Raw genomic sequence first — 19,058 nt, 5'->3', positions numbered from 1 at the left:
TGGTGCGGTGTATGGCACCGGCTTCGCCGGTGTTCGCGGGTAAACCCGCTCCCACAGAGGTTTTCAAACTTGCCCGTACTGCTGGCCATGGCGCAACCAACGATCGAGCAGCGGGCTGACGTGGTCCGGCCAGCGTGCCAGCAGCGCCTGGGCGGCATCGCGCACTGCCGGGAGCAAGTCGGCGTCGCGCATCAGGTCGGCCACCTTGAACTGGAGCAGGCCGGTCTGACGGGTTCCCAGCATCTCCCCGGGCCCGCGCAACTCCAGGTCTTTTTCGGCAATCACGAATCCATCGTTGGTTTCGCGCATGATGCCCAGCCGTTCGCGGCCGATCTGCGACAAAGGCGGGTGGTAGAGCAGCACGCAATGGCTGACGGCGCTGCCCCGACCCACACGGCCGCGCAACTGGTGCAACTGGGCCAGACCCAGGCGCTCGGGGTTCTCGATGATCATCAGGCTGGCGTTGGGCACGTCCACCCCCACCTCGATGACCGTGGTGGCGACCAGCAGCTGGAGGTTGCCGGCCTTGAACTCGGCCATCACCGCGGCTTTCTCGGCCGGTTTCATACGCCCGTGGATCAGGCCCACGCGCAGCTCGCCCAGGGCGCTGCCGAGCTCCTCGAAGGTGCTTTCGGCGGCCTGGCAGGTCAGCTCCTCGGACTCCTCGATCAAGGTACACACCCAGTACGCCTGGCGCCCTTCGGCGCAGGCGGCGCGTACCCGCTCGACCACCTCGAAGCGGCGGCTGTCGGCCACCAGCACGGTATTGACCGGGGTACGGCCAGGCGGCAGTTCGTCGAGCACCGAGGTGTCCAGGTCGGCGTAGGCACTCATGGCCAGCGTGCGCGGGATCGGCGTGGCAGTCATGATCAGCTGGTGTGGGCACAGCTGGCCGGCCACGCCTTTCTGGCGCAGGGCCAGACGCTGCTGGACGCCGAAACGGTGCTGTTCGTCGATGATCGCCAGGGCCAGGTGGCGGAACTTCACTTCCTCCTGGAACAGGGCATGGGTGCCGACGACCATCGGCACGCCGCTGGCGATCTGCTCAAGGGCGCTGGCGCGGGCCTTGCCCTTGAGCTTGCCGGCCAGCCAGGCCACTTCGATGCCCAGGGGCTCGAGCCAGCGCTTGAAGGTCAGGTAATGCTGTTCGGCGAGGATCTCCGTGGGCGCCATGAGCGCCACCTGGTAGCCGGCCTCCAGGGCCTGGAGCGCGGCGAGGGCGGCGACGACCGTCTTGCCAGCCCCGACATCGCCCTGGACCAGGCGCATCATCGGCTCATGCTGACTGAGGTCGTAGGCGATCTCGTTGGCGACCCGCTGCTGGGCGCCGGTGGGGTTGAACCCCAGGTTGGCCAGGTACTGAGCCGGCAGGCGACTGGCCTTGGGCAAGACCGGGGCGCGCAGGGTGCGCAGGCTTTCACGCAGGCGTTGCTGGGAAAGCTGGTGGGTCAGCAACTCTTCGAAGGCCAGACGGTGTTGGGCCCAGTGCTGGCCTTCCGCGAGCTCGTCCAAGTCGGCGTCGGCCGGAGGGTTGTGCAGGTAGCGGATGGCATCGTCCAGCGGCGCCAATTGGTAGTCCCGGGCCAGCTCCGCAGGCAGCCAGTCGGGCAGGCTGCGCGGACCGAGCATGGCCAGGCTCTGCTGGCAGAGCAGGCGTAGGCGTTGCTGGGTCAGGCCTTCGGTGGTGGGGTAGATCGGCGTCAAGGTCTGCTCCACCGGTGGTGCCGGTTCGCTGCCATTGAGCGCGCGGTATTCCGGGTGGTAGATCTCCAGCCCCGAGGCACCGGGGCGGGCCTCGCCGTAGCAGCGCAGGTGGGTGCCGCGCTTGAGGCCTTCCTTCTGGGCATTGCTGAAATGGTAGAAGCGCAGGCTCAGCACGCCGGTGCCGTCGCCCAGCCGCACCACCAGGCTGCGGCGCTTGCCCATGGTCACGTCGGCACCGCTGACCACGCCCTCGATCACCGCGTCCTGGCCCGGGCGCAAGGCACCGATGGGCACTACGCGGGTACGGTCCTGGTAGCGCAGGGGCAGGTGGAATAGCAGGTCCTGGAGGTTCTCCAGGCCAACCTTGGCCAATTTCTCGGCCATGGCATCGCCCACGCCCTTGAGGGCGGTGACCGGGACGTTCGACAGCTCGGTCATGGGCTCAGGCCGATTTGTCCGCGGGCGGCTTGGCGACCGAGCAGAGGCGGATCGAGTCGGCGAGGATCTCGATGGCCTTCGGCCTCGGGAAGCTGGCGCGCCAGGCGATGGCCACGGTGCGGAACGGCGAGGGCGGCGTCAGTGGGCGCACTTCGATCACGCCGGGGGCGTAATGATGGCTGTGGACGGCCGACAGCGGCAGGATCGACACACCCAGGCCCGAGGCGACCATGTGGCGGATGGTTTCCAGCGAACTGGACTCGACCGTGGTGTGCTTGGAGCCTTCGCCGCCCTTGTTGATGGTCGGGCAGGCCTCGAGCACCTGGTCGCGGAAACAGTGGCCTTCACCAAGCAGCAGTAGGCTCTTGTCGTTGAGCATGGCCGTGTCGATGGTCTTCTTGGCGGTCCAGGGGTGGTCGGCGGGCATCAGCGCGTAGAAGGGCTCGTCGTACAGCGGCAGGGTCAGCACGTCGGCCTCGTTGAACGGCAGGGCGATGATCACTGCATCCAGTTCGCCGTTGCGCAGTTTCTCGCGCAGCACGTGGGTGAAGTTTTCCTCGATGTACAGCGGCATCTGCGGGGCGACCCGGTGCAGCTGGGGGATGAGGTGGGGGAACAGATAGGGGCCGACGGTATAGATGGCCCCGACTTTCAGCGGCGCGGTCAGCTGGTTCTTGCCGGCCTGGGCCAGCTCACGGATGCCCTGGGCCTGTTCCAGCACCTTCTGGGCCTGGGCGACGATGCTTTCGCCGACCGGGGTCAGGCGCACCGCGCTCTTGCTGCGTTCGAAGATCAGTACACCGAGCTCGTCCTCGAGCTTCTTCACCCCGACCGACAGGGTCGGCTGGCTGACATGGCAACGCTCGGCGGCGTGGCCGAAATGCTGCTCCTGGGCGAGTGTGACGATGTAGCGTAATTCTGTGAGGGTCATAACGTGCGTCCATGAAGTTGCGGCCCCAGCATAGCGGCTGCAATCGATAGACGCACGTTATCAGACTTGCCGTTTTGTGACAGAAGCAAACGCCTCAGCGGCGGTCCAGCGAGTAGACGAACGGCGCTACCACCTCGATCTGGCCGTTGTTCAGCAGCTCCTTCGGCGGCTTGGGTACAGGCTGCGCCCGGCGGATCATCTCCAGGGTCGCCCGGTCCAGTGCCGCGCTGCCCGAACCACCGGCGAGGGCGAACGACAGTACCTTGCCATCGGCATCGACCACGAAACGCAGCCGGTTGATGCCTTGCAGGCCGCGACGGCGTGCGTCTTCCGGGTAGCGCTTGTACTTGGCCAGGTGGCGCAGCAGGTCGCTCTGCCAGGTCGGCAAGGCTTTGCTGTTGGCCGCGACGCTCGGTGCCGGTGCCGCCGACTTCTGCGGTGGCGTGTTGCTTGGCGGCGTATCGACGACTTCTTCCTTGGCCGGCGGCAGGTCCTTCGGCGGCTCAGGCTTCTTCTCGGGCTTGGGCGGCTGCGGCTTGGCCTTCGGCTTGGGCGGCTTGGGAACGGCGATTTTCGGCTTGGGCGCTTCCACCAGTTTGGGCAGCGGCGGCTCTTCGACCGGGGCCGGAGGCTTCGGCGCAGCCTTGGGCGGTGGCGGTGGGGCTGGCGCAGGAAGCGGCGCCAGCTCGACCATCATGGCTGCCGGCGGCAACTCGATGGCCTTGGGTACCGACCAGTTCAGCGTCAGCAGCACCGCCAGGGCGTGCACGCCCAGCACGATCGCCAGGCTGACGCCGTAGCGCGCCAGGTTGGACCGTGTGTTCGTCATTGCTTGGCTGCCGTTTCGAGGCCGACCAGGCCGACCTTGAGGTAGCCGGCCGCGCGCATGGTGTTCATCACATCCATCAGGTCGCCGTAGTCAACACCCTTGTCGGCCTGGAAGAAGATGGTGGTTTCCTTGTCGCCCTTGGTCTTGGCGTCGAGCATCGCACCCAGCTGGTCACGCTGGGCCACCTCGTCATCGCCGACGAACAGCTTCTTGTCGGTCTTGACGCTGACGAACACCGGCTTCTCGGGCCTTGGCGCCGGCTTGGCGCTGGAGGCAGGCAGGTCGACCTTGATGTCGACGGTGGCCAGCGGTGCCGCGACCATGAAGATGATCAGCAGCACCAGCATCACGTCGATGAAGGGTGTGACGTTGATTTCGTGGTTTTCGGCGAGGTCGTCGCCACCTTCGTTGAGATGCAGGCCCATGGCTTACCCCACTTTGACCACGTGCGGGGCGACGCGCTCGCTGCCCTGATGGTCCAGGTCACGGCTGACCAGCAGCAGGACCTGCGCCGAAGCGTCGGAGACCTGGGCCTTGTAGCCGGCGATGGAGCGGGCGAAGACGTTGTAGATGACCACGGCAGGAATCGCTGCGACCAAGCCCAGGGCAGTGGCCAGCAGGGCTTCGGCGATGCCGGGGGCGACCACGGCCAGGTTGGTGGTCTGGGTCTTGGCGATGCCGATGAAGCTGTTCATGATGCCCCACACGGTGCCGAACAGGCCCACGAATGGAGCGGTGGAGCCGATGGTGGCAAGCATGCCGGTGCCGCTGCTCATGCCACGGCCGCTGGCGGCGACCAGACGCTCCAGGCGGAAGCTCACGCGTTCCTTGATGCCTTCCTTTTCGCGAGCATTGGCCGACAGGCGCATTTCATCCAGGGCATCATGGACCAGGGTGTGGGCCAGGGTGCCTGGCTTGTTGGCGGCGTCGCTGGCTTCCTTGAGGCTGGCGGCCTTCTTCAGGAGCGCGATTTCACCGCGCAGGCGACGCTTGGCGCCCATCAGCTCGAAGCCCTTGGCGATCCAGATGGTCCAGGTGATCAGCGAGGCGATGGCCAGGCCGATCATCACGGCTTTGACGACCACGTCGGCGTTCTTGTACATGCCCCATGGAGACAGGTCGTGGGCCATGCCCAGGGAGGTGTCTTCGACCAGGGCCTGGACGTTCTCGTCGCCTGCAGCTTGGGTGTCGGCCGGTGCGGCAGCGGCGTTGGCGGCGTCGGCTGGCGCCTTGGCATCGGCTGCCGGTGCCTGCGTGGGAGCCGCAGGGGCTGCGGCGGCTGCCGGGGCGTTGGTGGCGGGTGCGACAGGCTCATCGGCCATGGCGGTCGGGGCCAGCACCAGGCTGAGCGTCAGCGCGGCGATGGCGCGCCAGGCGCGCGACGTGGTTGGCGAAGCGGAGGGTTGAGTACGTGTCATGCTGGCCGGACCTGATGAAGAAAAAGATTGATGTTCCCCACGGCCTCGAGACAGGCCGAGAACAGACAGGGCGCCATTATTGCAAGTAATTCTTGTTAGCAGAAGTAATAAAGTTGCCTTTTTTAACCAACGTCTAGCCGCCCATCGATTAATCCGGCTAGCCTGAACCTTTGGCCTTGGGAGTTTGGAGATGTCGGAACCATCCGTGTTGATCGTGGGCTGTGGCGATGTAGGTGGCCGCCTGGCGCGACAACTGCTTGCCCAGGGTTGGCAGGTCAGCGGCTTGCGGCGCTCTGTCGAGCACCTTCCGGTTGGCGTGTGGCCGATCGCTGCCGACCTGGCCGAGCCGACGATTCCAGCAGCCTGGCCGGCGCGGTCGCCGGACTACCTGGTGTATTGCGTGGCGGCCAGCCAGCACGACGAGGCGGGCTACCAACAGGCCTATGTCGAGGGGCTACGCCATGTGCTGGGTTGGTTGGCGGAGCGTGGGCAGCGGCCGCGACGAGTGCTGTTCGTGTCCAGCAGCAGCGTGTATGGCCAGGCCGATGGCGAATGGATCGACGAGCGCGCGGTCACCGAGCCCCAGGGCTATTCGGGGCGGGTAATGCTGGAGGCGGAGCAATTGGCACTGCACAGTGGGCTACCGGCCTCCATCGTGCGCCTGACCGGCATCTATGGCCCGGGGCGGGAATGGTTGCTCAGTCAGGTACGCCAAGGTTACCGCGTGGCCGAGGAGCCACCGCTGTACGGTAATCGCATCCATGCCGAGGATGCCGCAGGGCTGATCGCGTTCCTGCTGCAGGCCGATGCGCGGGGGGTGGCGCTGGATGACTGCTATATCGGCGTGGACGACGACCCGGCGCCGCTGGCCGAGGTGGTGGCCTGGTTGCGCCAGTACATGGGCGTCACCGAGTGGTCGGATGAGCAGCGGGTGCGCCGCACCGGTAGCAAGCGGTGCAGCAATGCGCGGGCCAGGGCGTTGGGCTGGGTACCGCAGTACCCGAGCTACAAGGACGGCTACGCGGCCATCCTGAAGGGTTAGGCTTCAGTGCCCAATCGCCGGCTTGCCGGCGATTGGGTCATCGAAACCGATAAAAGTCAGTCGCGCTCCAGCAGCCACTGCCGAGCACCTGGCGCCAGTTGCGGCTTCTCGTCAGGTTGCGCACGATTGACGGCCTGGAGGATCTCCAGCGTGTCGTCATCGCGCTTGAAAATCCAGGGTGCCCCGCGCCGGTCGCGCTCCAGCCACAGGCTGTCGTTGTCGCCGCCCATGTCGGCGCAATCGCCGGCCAGGCACAGGGCGTAGCGGTCGAGGTTGGGCAGGCCGGTCACCCTGCCGTTCTCGGCAAAGCGCACCACCGCCCCCTTGCCGGGGCCTTCAATGATCTTCCAGTCGCCACCCAGGTAGGCCTTGTACAGAGCCTGTTCAAAGCTGCCGCCCAGCGGGGCGTTGGCGGGTGCGGCCTTGACCCGTACGAACGTCTGCTTTTCGCCGGCTTGCGAGGTGGCGCGCAGGGTGTCGCCATCCAGGCTCAATTGCTCGGTCTGGCCGCCAGAGAAGCTGGCCTGCCATTGGTCTTCCTTGGCACTGAGGTAGCCGTCGACCGCCTCGAAGCCATTGCTGTAGCTGGCCTGCTGGTTGGCGACGTCGATCTTCCATTCGAGTATCGGCCCGTGCTCGCTCAGGGCTTGGCGTAGGCTGTCGCCGTCGGCGGCATCGATGGCGTCCTGGTTGATCCAGGTGCCGTTGTAGTCTTCGGGCTTGTGGCTGGCACAGCCGCCCAGAAGCAGGGCTGCCAGTGCAAGGGAAAGGGCGTGGCGCATGGTGCTGGAACCTTGGGGAAGGGAAGGTGACGGGCGGGCAGCCCGTCACCACGGGCATCACTCGATGACCAGGATGGCGTCCATCTCGACCTGCGAGCCTTTCGGCAGCGCGGCAACGCCGATAGCGGCACGGGCCGGGTAGGGCTGTTCGAAGTAACGGCCCATGATCTCGTTGACCTTGGCGAAGTGGCTCAGGTCGGTGAGGAAGATGTTCAGCTTGACGATGTCCTTGAACGAACCACCGGCAGCCTCGGCCACGGCCTTGAGGTTCTCGAAGACCTGGACGGTCTGGGCTTCGAAGCCTTCGACCAGTTCCATGGTCTTCGGGTCCAGCGGGATCTGGCCAGACATGTACACGGTGTTGCCGGCCTTGATCGCCTGGGAGTAGGTGCCGATGGCGGCTGGGGCCTTGTCGCTGTTGATGACGGTCTTGGTCATGATGACTCCTTGGTTGACGGACTACGTACGCATGCGGGTGATGCGGACCACGCCGGTCAGGGTACGCAACTTCTTGATCACGCGGGCCAGGTGCACGCGGTCGCGCACGCTGACCACCAGTTGGACCACGCTGATACGGCCGTCGCGTTCGTCCATGCTGATTTTTTCGATATTACCGTCGGCAGCGTTGACGCTGCTGGCCAGCAGTGCGATCAGGCCACGCTGGTGCTCCAGCTCGACGCGCAGTTCGACGTTGAATTCGCCGGTGATGTCCTTGGCCCAGGAAAGCTGCACGCACTTCTCCGGGTTGTGGCGGATTTCACTGATGTTGCGGCAGTTTTCCAGGTGCACGACCATGCCCTTGCCTGCCGAGAGGTGGCCGACGATCGGGTCGCCTGGGATCGGCGTGCAGCACTTGGCGTAGCTGAGCACCAGGCCTTCGGTACCGCGGATGGCCAGCGGGCCCTCGGGTGCCGGCAATTGTTCGCCCTCGGCGGACAACAGGCGGCGGGCCACCACGTAGGCCATGCGATTGCCCAGGCCGATGTCTTCGAGCAGGTCTTCGATCAGCTCCAGGCGGTACTCGGCGAGAATGCCCTGGATGCGCTCCGGGGGAATCTGCTCCAGGCTGCTGTCGAAGCCGGTGAGCACCTTGTTCAGCAGGCGCTCGCCCAGGCTGATGGACTCGGAGCGGCGTTGTTGCTTGAGCGCGTGGCGAATGTGCGTGCGCGCCTTGCCGGTGACCACGAAATTGAGCCAGGCCGGGTTCGGCCGTGCGCCCGGGGCACTGACGATCTCCACGGTCGAGCCGCTCTGCAGCGGCTCGGACAGGGGCGCCAGGCGGCGGTTGATACGGCAGGCGATGCAGCTGTTGCCCACGTCGGTATGCACCGCGTAGGCGAAGTCGACGGCGGTGGAGCCTTTGGGCAGCTCCATGATCCGGCCCTTTGGCGTGAAGACGTAGACCTCGTCCGGGAACAGGTCGATCTTCACGCTTTCGATGAATTCCAGCGAGTTGCCGGCGCGTTGCTGCAGTTCGAGGATACCCTTGACCCACTGGCGGGCGCGGGCGTGGTTGCCCTTGGGCTGCTCGTCCTCGTTGGACTTGTACAGCCAATGGGCGGCGATGCCATTGTTGGCCATCTCTTCCATTTCGCGGGTGCGGATCTGGATCTCGATGGGCACGCCATGCATGCCGAACAGCGTGGTGTGCAGCGACTGATAGCCGTTGGCCTTGGGAATCGCGATGTAGTCCTTGAAGCGACCAGGCAATGGCTTGTACAGGTTATGCACGGCGCCAAGCACGCGGTAGCAGGTGTCGACCTTATCGACGATGATGCGGAAGGCGTACACGTCCATGATCTCGTTGAAGGCGCGGCGCTTGCCGCGCATCTTCTTGTAGATGCCATAGAGGTGTTTCTGCCGACCGCTGACCTCACCCTCGATGCCGTCTGCCGCCAGGCAGTTGGCCAGGGAGTGCTCGATCTTGGCGACGATTTCCTTGCGGTTGCCACGGGCGCTCTTGACTGCGCGGTGGATCAGCGAGGAGCGCATCGGGTGCATGGCCTTGAAGCCGAGGTCCTCGAACTCCACGCGCACGTTGTGCATGCCCAGGCGGTTGGCGATGGGGGCGTAGATCTCGAGGGTTTCCTTGGCGATGCGCCGGCGCTTTTCGCCCGAGAGCACTTCCAGGGTGCGCATGTTGTGCAGGCGGTCGGCCAGCTTGACCAGGATCACGCGGATGTCGCGGGCCATGGCCATGGCCATCTTCTGGAAGTTCTCGGCCTGGGCCTCGGCCTTGGTCTCGAAGTTCATCTGGGTCAGCTTGCTGACCCCGTCGACCAGCTCGGCGACCGTTTCGCCGAATTGCTGGCAGAGGGCTTCCTTGGCGATGCCGGTGTCTTCGATCACATCGTGCAGCATGGCTGCCATCAGGCTCTGATGGTCCATGTGCATGTCGGCCAGGATACTGGCCACGGCCAGCGGGTGGGTCACGTAGGGCTCGCCGCTGCGGCGGCGTTGGCCATCGTGCGCCTGTTCGGCGTAGAAGTAGGCCCGGCGGACCAGGTTGACCTGGTCGGGGCCGAGGTAGGTCGACAGCCGTTCGGCGAGGGCTTCTATACCTGGCATGGGGTCACCTCCTGCCGAGGAAGAATGCCGTGTGCCGCTCGATGTCGACCGGGCATGAATCAGACAGCCTCGTTGTTTTCGTCCTCGAACGCGGCGAAGACCGGATCTTCGGTGACGATCTCTTCGGCGGCGATGAACTCAGGGGTGACGATACCTTCGGCGATTTCGCGCAGGGCGACGACGGTCGGCTTGTCGTTTTCCCATGCTACCCGCGGCTCTTTGCCGCCGGTGGCCAGTTGACGGGCGCGCTTGGTCGAGAGCATGACCAGCTCAAAGCGGTTATCCACGTGTTCCAGGCAGTCTTCAACAGTTACGCGGGCCATGGTCTTCCTCAGTAGCAAATGCGGTAGGCGTGCAGCCCAGGTTGGGCAGGCGGACTCGATAGTTTAAAAAATCACCAGCCAATAGGGAAGGGTTGTTTTGTCGAGTGGTCACCTTCAAGCCCTGTGTTGCCTTCTTCGCGGCTGAAGCCCACACAAGGACAGCATTGTCCTCAGGCCCATCACTGCACCCAGTGGGAGCGGCTTCAGCCGCGAAAGGGCCGGAACAGACACCCTCGATACCTGAGCCCGACGATAACCTCAGAGCATCGCGTCACGCAATCGCGGGGTCAGCTCCTCGAACAGCGTCTGCACCGAGCGCAGCGCCCGGCAATCCGGGCGGGTCAGCAACCACAGCTGGGTATCGCAACCCGGCAGGGGGCCGCTCAGGGCCTCGACTTCGGGCAGGGCGTCGACCATGTAGTCGGGCAGCGCCGCCACGCCCAGACCGGTGCTCACCAGTTGGGCGATGGTCGACATGCTGCTGCACTGGTAGCGCGGGTTAAGCCCCGGGTACTGCTGGTTGCGCCAGACCACCGTGGGGTGATCCTGCATGGAGTCGTCCGGGGCGATCCACGGCACGTTGTTGTGCGACTCGGCCAGGCGTTCGCGCCACTGTGGCTGGCCGCAGACCACATAGGACGTAGAGCCCAGGCAGCGGCCGACCAGGTGTTCCGGCGGCGTGTTGGTCAGGCGCAGGGCGATGTCGGCATCGCGCCGGCTGAGGTTGGCGAAGGTATTGGAGGTGCCCATCTCCAGCGACAGGGCCGGGTAGTTCGACATGAAGTCGGCCAGCGCCGGCAGCAGCAGGCTGTGCATCACCGCCTCGGTGCAGGTCAGGCGGACGGTGCCGCTGACCACCTGCTCTCCGCTGGTCAGGGCGATACGCGCGGCATCGAGGGCCTGTTCGGCACGCTCGGCCTGTTCGGCCAGGGCCTGGGCGGTATCGGTAGGCAGGTAGCCTTTGCGGCTCTTGACGAACAGCGCCGTGCCCAGCGCCGACTCCAGTCGGCGGATCGAGCGAAACACGGTCGAGACGTCGACCTTCAGCAGCTCGGCGGCCTTGGCCAGCGAGCGACCGCGCTCCAGGGCGAGCACCAGGGAGAGGTCCGCATGGGTAATCTGGTATTGCATCGATGCACGCTCTGTTTGCCGTAATGCCAATGTCTGTTGCGTAGGTGCCATTTTATAGTGGAACGGCACCCGGTAATCAATGCGCCGGATCCGCACCCTATCCCCACGATGGGACAGTGAAAAGAACAACAGTACAACCATCGCCGCCCGCAAGGCGCCAGCCGTATCCCTCCACATCGCCGCCCCGAATCAAAGGATGTACAGCCATGACGTCGGTCACTCCGTGCGCCAGTTCTGCCAGCGAGATGAATGAATTCCTAGAGGCTCATCCGGATACGCAGTTCGTCGACCTGCTGATCTCCGATATGAACGGGGTGGTCCGTGGCAAGCGCATCGAGCGCGCGAGCCTGCACAAGGTATACGAGAAAGGCATCAACCTGCCGGCGTCGCTGTTCGCCCTGGATATCAACGGCTCCACCGTCGAGAGCACCGGCCTTGGCCTGGACATCGGCGATGCCGACCGTATCTGCCGTCCGATCCCGGGCACGCTGTCCGACGAGCCCTGGCAGAAGCGTCCCACCGCCCAGTTGCTAATGACCATGCACGAGCTGGACGGTGCGCCGTTCTTCGCCGACCCGCGCGAGGTGCTGCGCCAGGTGGTCGGCAAGTTCGACGCATTGGGCCTGGATATCTGCGCGGCGTTCGAGCTGGAGTTCTACCTGATCGACCAGGACAACCTCAATGGCCGCCCACAGCCGCCGCGCTCGCCGATCTCCGGCAAGCGCCCGCAGTCGACCCAGGTGTACCTGATCGATGATCTGGACGAATACGCCGACTGCCTGCAGGACATGCTCGAAGCTGCCAAGGAACAGGGCATTCCTGCCGATGCCATCGTCAAGGAAAGTGCCCCGGCGCAGTTCGAGGTCAACCTGCATCACGTCGCCGACCCGCTCAAGGCCTGTGACTATGCGATTCTGCTCAAGCGCCTGATCAAGAACATCGCCTACGACCATGAAATGGACACCACCTTCATGGCCAAGCCCTATCCGGGCCAGGCGGGCAATGGCCTGCACGTGCATATCTCGCTGCTGGACAAGAAGACTGGCAAGAACATCTTCGCCAGCGCAGACCCGCTGCAAAGCGAGGCGCTGCGCCACGCCATCGGTGGCGTGCTGGAGACCATGCCGGCATCCATGGCGTTCCTCTGCCCGAACATCAACTCCTATCGCCGCTTCGGTGCGCAGTTCTATGTGCCCAATGCACCGAGCTGGGGCCTGGACAACCGCACCGTGGCCCTGCGCGTGCCGACCGACAGCAGCGAGAACGTGCGCATCGAGCATCGCGTGGCTGGTGCCGATGCCAACCCGTACCTGATGCTTGCCGCGATCCTGGCCGGCATTCACCACGGCCTGACCAACCAGATCGAGCCGGGCGAGCCGATCGAAGGCAACTCCTACGAACAGCTCGAGCAAAGCCTGCCGAACAACCTGCGCGATGCACTGCGCGCACTGGATGACAGCGAAGTCCTCAACCAATACATCAGCCCGGACTACATCGACATCTTCGTGGCCTGCAAGGAAAGCGAGCTGGCCGAGTTCGAGGTGTCGATTTCCGACCTCGAGTACAACTGGTACCTGCACACGGTGTAAGCCCATGAGCGCAAATGCGGTCCCTCTGATCGGTGTCAGCGCCTGCCGCCAGCAGGTGGGGAAGAATTCGTCGCACACGGTGGGCGACAAGTATGTCGAGGCGGCCGGCTTTGCCGGGCTGCCGCTGATCCTGCCGGCGCGTGACGGGGGCAGTGACCCCCAGGCGCTGGTGGCGCGGCTCGACGGCATTCTTTTTACCGGCTCGCCTTCAAATGTCGAGCCGCATCATTACAATGGCGCCCCCAGCGTGGAAGGCACTCGGCACGACCTCGCGCGTGATCGCCTGACCTTGCCCTTGCTGCAGGCGGCCATTGCCGCCGGCGTGCCGGTGTTCTGTATTTGCCGTGGCTTCCAGGAGCTGAATGTGGCCCTTGGTGGTTCACTGCACCAGCGTGTGCAGGAGCTGCCTGGGTATCTGGACCACCGAGAACCTGAAGATGCACCCCTTGAGGTGCAATACGGCCCTCGACACGCCGTGGCCATCGAGCCGGGCGGGTTGTTCGAGGGCTTGGGCCTGGCTGCGCAGTTCGAGGTCAACTCGCTGCACAGCCAGGGCATCGACCGCCTGGCCCCTGGGCTGCGTGTCGAGGCGCGGGCCCCGGATGGCCTGATCGAAGCGGTGTCGATGCCTGACGCTCCGGGCTTCGTGCTTGGGGTGCAGTGGCACCCGGAATGGCGTTTCGCCGAAAACCCGGTCTCCCGGCGCCTTTTCCAGGCGTTCCGCGAGGCCTGCATCGCCCATGCTGCATGGGAGGGTTAACGGCAGAAGCATTCTGACGTCATTACCCGAAGGTCTCGGATGACCCGTTCCCCTGCAACAGCTTTCAATGAGTGAAAGCGGGCCTTGTTCGCAAGGCCCGTGAAAACAATACCAATAGTTACGGCAAATACTCATGAGCGAATACACTGAAGCCGGCCGCCCACCCGACGTGGCGACCGACGCAGGCAACACCCAACGCGCCAGCAAGGGCTTGGCAAAAGGCCGTCTGGGCCTGCTGGCCAGCGTGGTGCTGGGCATTTCCACCATCGCGCCGGTCTACACCCTGACCGGCGCCCTCGGGCCGACGGTACGCGAGGTGGGCGCCCACCTGCCGGCAGTGTTCATCGTGGGCTTCCTGCCCATGCTGCTGGTGGCCCTTGGCTACCGCGAGCTCAACGCCGCCGAGCCTGACAGCGGCACGTCGTTCACCTGGTCGGCACGTGCCTTCGGGCCGATGATCGGCTGGATCGGTGGCTGGGGGCTGGTCGTCGCGACCACCATCGTGCTGTCCAACCTGGCGGGCGTGGCCGTCGATTTCTTCTATCTGTTCCTCGGCCAGATCACTGGGCACCAGGCGTTGGCCGCGTTGGCGGACAACCTGTTGATCAACGTGGTGACCTGTTGCGTGTTCATCGCCCTGGCCGTGTGGATCTGCTGCCGGGGCATGGGCACCACCATGACGGTGCAGTACGGTTTGGTCGCCTTGCAGCTGCTGGTGCTGATCGGCTTCGCCTTCGCCGCCTTCGGCGAGACCACCGCGCCGCCGCCGCTGGCGTTCGACCTGGCCTGGTTCAACCCGTTCGGCGTCGAGTCGTTCTCGGCGTTCGCCGCAGGCCTGTCGCTGTCGATCTTCATCTTCTGGGGTTGGGACGTCTGCCTGACGGTCAGCGAGGAGTCGATCGGCAGTGACGAGGTACCCGGCAAGGCCGCCACCTGGACCGTGCTGCTGATCCTCGGCCTTTACCTGGTCACCGCCATCGCCACCCTGCAATTCGCCGGGATCAGCGATGTCGGCCTGGGCCTTGGCAACCCGCGCATCCAGGAGAACGTCTTCGCCCACCTGGCCGGCCCGGTCATGGGGCCGCTGGCGATCCTGATGTCCATCGCGGTACTGGCCAGCACCGCCGCCTCCTTGCAGTCGACCTTCGTCTCGCCGGCGCGTACGCTGCTTGCCATGGGCTACTACGGCGCCGTGCCGCAGCGTTTCGCCAGTGTCTGCCCGCGCTCGCAGACCCCCCGTTACGCCACTATCTGTGCCGGTGTCGCCGCGGCGGTGTTCTACGTGACCATGCGCACCCTCAGCGAGAACGTGCTGGCCGACACCATCACGGCCCTGGGCATGATGATCTGCTTCTACTATTCGCTGACGGCCTTCGCCTGCGTCTGGTACTTCCGCGACAGCCTGTTCGACAGCGTGCGCCACTTCTTCATGCGTGGCCTGTGCCCGCTGGTGGGTGGGGTGATCCTGTCGGTGATCTTCGTGCGCACCGCGATCGACAGTGCCTCGCCGGACTTCGGCAGCGGCTCGCATGTCGGCGGGTTGGGGCTGGTGTTCGTGATCGCGGCGATCATCTCGGCGCTGGGGATCGTACTGATGGTGCTGTCGCGCTGGCGCGCGCCGGCCTATTTCCTGGGGGCTACCTTGCAGCAACAGGCCAAGCTTCGCTTGCAGGAATGATGTAAAAGGGGCTGCCTTGCAGCCCCAATCGCGGGACAAGCCCGCTCCCACAGGGCCTGTGACGAACCCTGTGGGAGCGGGCTTGTCCCGCGATTGGGGCGCAAAGCGGCCCCTTTCGATTTCAGCCGATCAGTTGCTCGAGCAGTGCCCGGTGACGCTGTTGCTGTTTCTTCAGCAGCAGGCGGTTAGCAACGAACACCGCCTTCAATTCCTTCAGCGCCACGTCGAAATCATCATTGATGATGACGTAGTCGTACTCGTTGTAGTGCACCATCTCGCTGACCGCTTCCTTCATGCGGCCTTCGATGATTTCCTCGCTGTCCTGGCCGCGGTTGTCCAGGCGCTGGCGCAGGGCTTGCTGGCTCGGCGGCAGGATGAACACCGACAGCGCCTCGGGCATCAGCTTGCGCACCTGTTGTGCGCCTTGCCAGTCGATTTCCAGGATCAGGTCGTAGCCTTGTTCGAGGGTTTGCTGCAACGCGCTGCGTGAGGTGCCGTAGAAGTTGCCGAAGACTTCGGCGTGCTCGAGGAAGTCGCCTTGCTCGATCAGGGCCTTGAATTCATCGTGCTTGACGAAGTGGTAGTTCACTCCGTGCTGCTCGCCCGGGCGCATGGCGCGGGTGGTGTGGGAGACCGAGACGCGGATCTTCGGGTCGTCCTTGGTCAACGCGGTGACCAGGCTGGTCTTGCCGGCACCCGAAGGGGCCGAGACGATGTAGAGGGTGCCGCTGCTGTGGTTCATGGTCGGGGTGGCCTTACTCGATGTTCTGTACTTGTTCACGCATCTGTTCGATCAATACCTTGAGGTTGACCGCCGCCTGCGTGCTGCGCGGGTCGAAGGCCTTGGAGCCTAGGGTATTGGCTTCGCGGTTGAGTTCCTGCATCAGGAAGTCCAGGCGCCGACCGGCGGCGCCGCCGGACTTGAGCACCCGGCGCACTTCGGTGATATGGGTGCTGAGGCGGTCCAGTTCCTCGGCGACGTCGCTCTTCTGCGCCAGCAGGACCATCTCCTGCTCCAGGCGCTGCGGGTCGAGCTCGGCCTGCAGGTCGGCGAAGCGGTCAAGGATGCGTTGACGTTGGGCGGCCAGCATCTGCGGCACCAGGGCGCGCAGGGTGGTGACTTCGGTAGCCATGCTGTCCAGGCGTTCGTTGATCAGCCGGGCCAGCTCCAGGCCTTCGCGCTGGCGCCCGGCCTTGAGCTCGGCCAAGGCTTCCTCGAACAGGACCATGGCTTCGGCATTGAGGGCCTGGGGATCGCTGGCGTCGGCCACCAGCACGCCCGGCCAGGCCAGGACTTCCAAGGGGTTGAGCGGTGCCGGTTGCTTGATCAGCCCGGCGACGGTTTCCGCGGCGGCCACCAGCTGTGCGGCACGCTCGCGGTCGACCTGCAAGGGCTTGCCGGTGCTGTCTTCGCTCAAGCGCAGGGTGCACTCCACCTTGCCCCGCGACAGGCCTTGGCGCAGGCCTTCGCGCACGGCGCCTTCCAGGTCGCGCAGGGCCTCGGGCAGGCGCAGGTGGGGCTCCAGGTAGCGGTGGTTGACCGAGCGGAGCTCCCAGGCCAGGGTGCCTTGGCTGCCGGCGCGCTCGACTCGAGCAAAAGCGGTCATGCTGTGCACCATGGAGAGTACCTCGCGAAATCTGAATGAACGGGGAAGCCTTTCGGCTGCAAGGCGCGGGATTGTAACGCAGTGCGGCGTGGGCGCCCAATCCACCCATGTTACAGACAGCCTGGCGCCGGTGTAGGGAAAGACGACAGGCTGCCGGGCCGCGACAATAGGCATGTCCTCCTGGGGCGGCGGGCCTTATAATGCTCCGCAGATTCAAGTCCCGGTACAGGTATCCCAGATGAAACGTCCAAGTGGTCGCGCCGCCGATCAGCTCCGCTCGATCCGCATCACCCGCAACTACACCAAGCACGCCGAGGGGTCGGTACTGGTCGAGTTCGGCGACACCAAGGTCGTCTGCACGGTCAGCGTCGAGAATGGTGTTCCCCGCTTCCTCAAGGGCCAGGGCCAAGGCTGGCTGACCGCCGAATACGGCATGCTGCCGCGCTCCACCGGCGAGCGTAACCAGCGCGAGGCGAGCCGTGGCAGGCAGGGTGGCCGCACCCTGGAAATCCAGCGCCTGATCGGCCGCTCGCTGCGCGCCGCGCTGGACATGAGCAAGCTTGGCGATATCACCCTGTACGTCGACTGCGACGTGATCCAGGCCGACGGCGGTACCCGTACCGCTTCGATCACCGGCGCCATGGTCGCCCTGTGCGACGCCCTGGCCGTGATCAAGAAACGCGGCGGCCTCAAGGGTGGCAACCCGCTCAAGCACATGATCGCTGCCGTGTCCGTGGGCATGTACCAGGGCGAAGCGGTGCTCGACCTGGACTACCTGGAAGACTCCGCCGCCGAGACCGACCTGAACGTGGTCATGACCAGTGCCGGAGGCTTCATCGAAGTGCAGGGCACCGCAGAAGGCGCTCCGTTCCAGCCGGAAGACTTCAACGCCATGTTGGCCCTGGCCCAGAAGGGCATGAACGAAATCTTCGAACTGCAAAAGGCCTCGCTGGCCGATTGATCGCTACGCCAAGGAGGTGTGGAACATGAACGAACCTGATCTGCCGATCACGCCGCCCAATGCCGAAATCCGGCAATGGGCGATGTTCTGCCACCTCTCGGCGCTGTTTGGCCTGGTGGTGCCGCTCGGGCACCTGCTGGGCCCATTGGTGATGTGGATCTGGAAGCGTGAACTGGACCCGTTCATCGATGCCCAGGGCAAGGAGGCGCTGAACTTCCAGATCAGCGTGACCATCGCCGGGTTCATCTGCTTCCTGCTGATGTTCGTGCTGGTGGGGATCGTGCTGTTCGCCATCCTGACGGTGGCGGTGCTGGTCCTGGCCATTGTTGCGGGGGTCAAGGCCAATGAAGGCAAGCCTTACCGTTATCCGCTGATCTGGCGGCCAATCAAGTAGATTTTCGCAGGATCCATCGCGGGACAAGCCCGCCCCCACAGATGATTCCACAATCCCTGTAGGAGCGGGCTTGTCCCGCGATGGGCTGCGAAGCAGCCCCATGCTTTTAGATGGTCAACGTCCAGTCGTAGTCCACGATCAGCGGCGCATGCTGGGAGAAGCGCGGCTGGCGCGGCAGGCGCGCATTGCGCACGAAGCGGCGCAGGCCCGGGGTGAGGATCTGGTAGTCGAACCGGTAGCCCAGGTTGAGCATCTCGGCCTGTTCGTTGTCCGGCCACCAGCTGTACTGGTCGCCTTCACGGCTGACTTCGCGAAGGGCATCGACATAGCCCATGTCGCCGACGATCGCGTCCATCCAGGCGCGCTCCGGCGCCAGGAAGCCCGGCGATTGCTGGCTGTCGCGCCAGTTCTTGATGTCCAGCTTCTGCTGCGCCACGTACAACGAGCCGCAATAGATGTACTCGCGACGCTTGCGGCGCTGCTTGTCCAGGTACTTGGCGAAGTCGTCCATCAACTTGAACTTCTGGTTCAAGTCCTCGTCGCCGTTCATGCCCGAAGGCAGCAGCAGGCTGGCAATACTGACTTTGTCGAAATCTGCTTGCAGGTAACGCCCGTAGCGGTCGGCTGTCTCGAAGCCCAGGCCGGTGATGACTGCCTTGGGCTGCATCCGCGAATACAGTGCCACGCCACCTTGGGCTGGCACCTCCGCGTCGCAGGCGTAAAGGAAATAGCCATCGAGCTGGAAAGCTGGGTCGTCGAGTTCAAAGGCCGAGGCGCGGGTATCCTGAAGGCAGATGACGTCGGCATTCTGGGCTTGCAGCCAGCTGAGCAGTCCACGCTCGGCCGCAGCCTGAATGCCATTTACGTTCACACTGATGATCCGCATAAATGGCCCCAAAAATC

Annotated in this window: 19 protein-coding genes; 6 read left to right on the top strand and 13 right to left on the bottom strand. The window is 64.7% G+C overall.

Annotated features, from left to right (window positions below; translation table 11 throughout):
• Positions 1-63: 63 nt before the first annotated feature.
• From recG to exbB, 5 genes are all read right to left on the bottom strand, one after another.
• Positions 64-2,142, bottom strand: coding sequence for an ATP-dependent DNA helicase RecG (recG, locus tag K8374_RS23610; protein WP_224457429.1), 2,079 nt, complete (start codon positions 2,140-2,142; stop codon positions 64-66).
• Between the two features lie 4 nt (positions 2,143-2,146).
• The gene (locus K8374_RS23605) at positions 2,147-3,073 is read right to left on the bottom strand and encodes a hydrogen peroxide-inducible genes activator (RefSeq protein ID WP_084855326.1); all 927 of its coding nucleotides are present in this window, start codon (positions 3,071-3,073) and stop codon (positions 2,147-2,149) included.
• 94 nt (positions 3,074-3,167) lie between these two features.
• Positions 3,168-3,902, bottom strand: coding sequence for an energy transducer TonB (locus K8374_RS23600; RefSeq protein WP_224457428.1), 735 nt, complete (start codon positions 3,900-3,902; stop codon positions 3,168-3,170).
• A complete protein-coding gene (gene exbD, locus K8374_RS23595; protein ID WP_084855328.1) occupies positions 3,899-4,327 on the bottom strand; it encodes a TonB system transport protein ExbD in 429 nt (142 codons plus the stop codon). The genes K8374_RS23600 and exbD overlap by 4 nt, the downstream gene beginning before the upstream one ends.
• Before the next feature lie 3 nt (positions 4,328-4,330).
• Complete coding sequence (exbB, locus tag K8374_RS23590; protein ID WP_224457427.1) at positions 4,331-5,320, bottom strand: tonB-system energizer ExbB; 990 nt, start codon at positions 5,318-5,320, stop codon at positions 4,331-4,333.
• Between the two features lie 190 nt (positions 5,321-5,510).
• On the opposite strand from exbB, the gene K8374_RS23585 reads away from it, so the two are divergent.
• Positions 5,511-6,362, top strand: a complete 852-nt coding sequence (locus K8374_RS23585) for an SDR family oxidoreductase (protein WP_224457426.1) — start codon at positions 5,511-5,513, stop codon at positions 6,360-6,362.
• Between the two features lie 56 nt (positions 6,363-6,418).
• Here the strand turns inward: K8374_RS23585 and K8374_RS23580 are convergent, their stop codons facing one another.
• The 5 genes from K8374_RS23580 to K8374_RS23560 all read right to left on the bottom strand — a co-directional run bounded on the left by K8374_RS23580 (position 6,419) and on the right by K8374_RS23560 (position 11,166).
• Positions 6,419-7,144, bottom strand: a complete 726-nt coding sequence (locus K8374_RS23580; RefSeq protein ID WP_224457425.1) for a hypothetical protein — start codon at positions 7,142-7,144, stop codon at positions 6,419-6,421.
• A 57-nt stretch (positions 7,145-7,201) separates the two neighbouring features.
• Positions 7,202-7,582, bottom strand: a complete 381-nt coding sequence (locus tag K8374_RS23575; RefSeq protein ID WP_043209898.1) for a RidA family protein — start codon at positions 7,580-7,582, stop codon at positions 7,202-7,204.
• Positions 7,583-7,603: 21 nt separating this feature from the next.
• Positions 7,604-9,712, bottom strand: coding sequence for a bifunctional GTP diphosphokinase/guanosine-3',5'-bis pyrophosphate 3'-pyrophosphohydrolase (spoT, locus tag K8374_RS23570; RefSeq protein ID WP_224457424.1), 2,109 nt, complete (start codon positions 9,710-9,712; stop codon positions 7,604-7,606).
• 59 nt (positions 9,713-9,771) lie between these two features.
• Positions 9,772-10,035: a DNA-directed RNA polymerase subunit omega gene (gene rpoZ, locus K8374_RS23565; protein WP_008091595.1), complete on the bottom strand. Its 264-nt coding sequence runs from the start codon at positions 10,033-10,035 to the stop codon at positions 9,772-9,774.
• Between the two features lie 258 nt (positions 10,036-10,293).
• Complete coding sequence (locus K8374_RS23560; protein WP_084855333.1) at positions 10,294-11,166, bottom strand: LysR family transcriptional regulator; 873 nt, start codon at positions 11,164-11,166, stop codon at positions 10,294-10,296.
• Positions 11,167-11,372: 206 nt separating this feature from the next.
• On the opposite strand from K8374_RS23560, the gene K8374_RS23555 reads away from it, so the two are divergent.
• From K8374_RS23555 to K8374_RS23545, 3 genes are all read left to right on the top strand, one after another.
• A complete protein-coding gene (locus K8374_RS23555; protein WP_224457423.1) occupies positions 11,373-12,755 on the top strand; it encodes a glutamine synthetase family protein in 1,383 nt (460 codons plus the stop codon).
• Positions 12,756-12,759: 4 nt separating this feature from the next.
• Positions 12,760-13,515: a gamma-glutamyl-gamma-aminobutyrate hydrolase family protein gene (locus K8374_RS23550; protein ID WP_224457422.1), complete on the top strand. Its 756-nt coding sequence runs from the start codon at positions 12,760-12,762 to the stop codon at positions 13,513-13,515.
• 133 nt (positions 13,516-13,648) lie between these two features.
• Entirely contained in the window at positions 13,649-15,193 is a 1,545-nt protein-coding gene (locus tag K8374_RS23545) for an APC family permease (RefSeq protein ID WP_224457421.1), read from the top strand.
• Between the two features lie 121 nt (positions 15,194-15,314).
• Here K8374_RS23545 and gmk read toward each other — a convergent pair whose 3' ends face one another.
• Together gmk and K8374_RS23535 are read right to left on the bottom strand one after the other, a co-directional pair.
• Positions 15,315-15,935 (bottom strand): guanylate kinase, encoded by a 621-nt coding sequence (gmk, locus tag K8374_RS23540; protein WP_224457420.1) that lies wholly within the window; start codon positions 15,933-15,935, stop codon positions 15,315-15,317.
• A 13-nt stretch (positions 15,936-15,948) separates the two neighbouring features.
• Entirely contained in the window at positions 15,949-16,812 is an 864-nt protein-coding gene (locus K8374_RS23535; protein WP_224457419.1) for a YicC/YloC family endoribonuclease, read from the bottom strand.
• Between the two features lie 226 nt (positions 16,813-17,038).
• On the opposite strand from K8374_RS23535, the gene rph reads away from it, so the two are divergent.
• Both rph and K8374_RS23525 read left to right on the top strand, forming a co-directional pair.
• Positions 17,039-17,761, top strand: coding sequence for a ribonuclease PH (rph, locus tag K8374_RS23530; protein WP_224457418.1), 723 nt, complete (start codon positions 17,039-17,041; stop codon positions 17,759-17,761).
• A gap of 25 nt (positions 17,762-17,786) precedes the next feature.
• Complete coding sequence (locus K8374_RS23525) at positions 17,787-18,155, top strand: DUF4870 domain-containing protein (RefSeq protein ID WP_224457417.1); 369 nt, start codon at positions 17,787-17,789, stop codon at positions 18,153-18,155.
• A gap of 106 nt (positions 18,156-18,261) precedes the next feature.
• Here K8374_RS23525 and K8374_RS23520 read toward each other — a convergent pair whose 3' ends face one another.
• Positions 18,262-19,041 (bottom strand): exodeoxyribonuclease III, encoded by a 780-nt coding sequence (locus K8374_RS23520; RefSeq protein ID WP_084855341.1) that lies wholly within the window; start codon positions 19,039-19,041, stop codon positions 18,262-18,264.
• Between the last annotated feature and the right edge of the window lie 17 nt (positions 19,042-19,058).

This window comes from Pseudomonas sp. p1(2021b) (assembly GCF_020151015.1).
GTDB classification, from domain to species: Bacteria; Pseudomonadota; Gammaproteobacteria; order Pseudomonadales; family Pseudomonadaceae; genus Aquipseudomonas; species Aquipseudomonas putida_K.
Note: the sequence above shows the minus strand (reverse complement) of the source record. Positions and strands in the feature narration are given on the sequence as shown.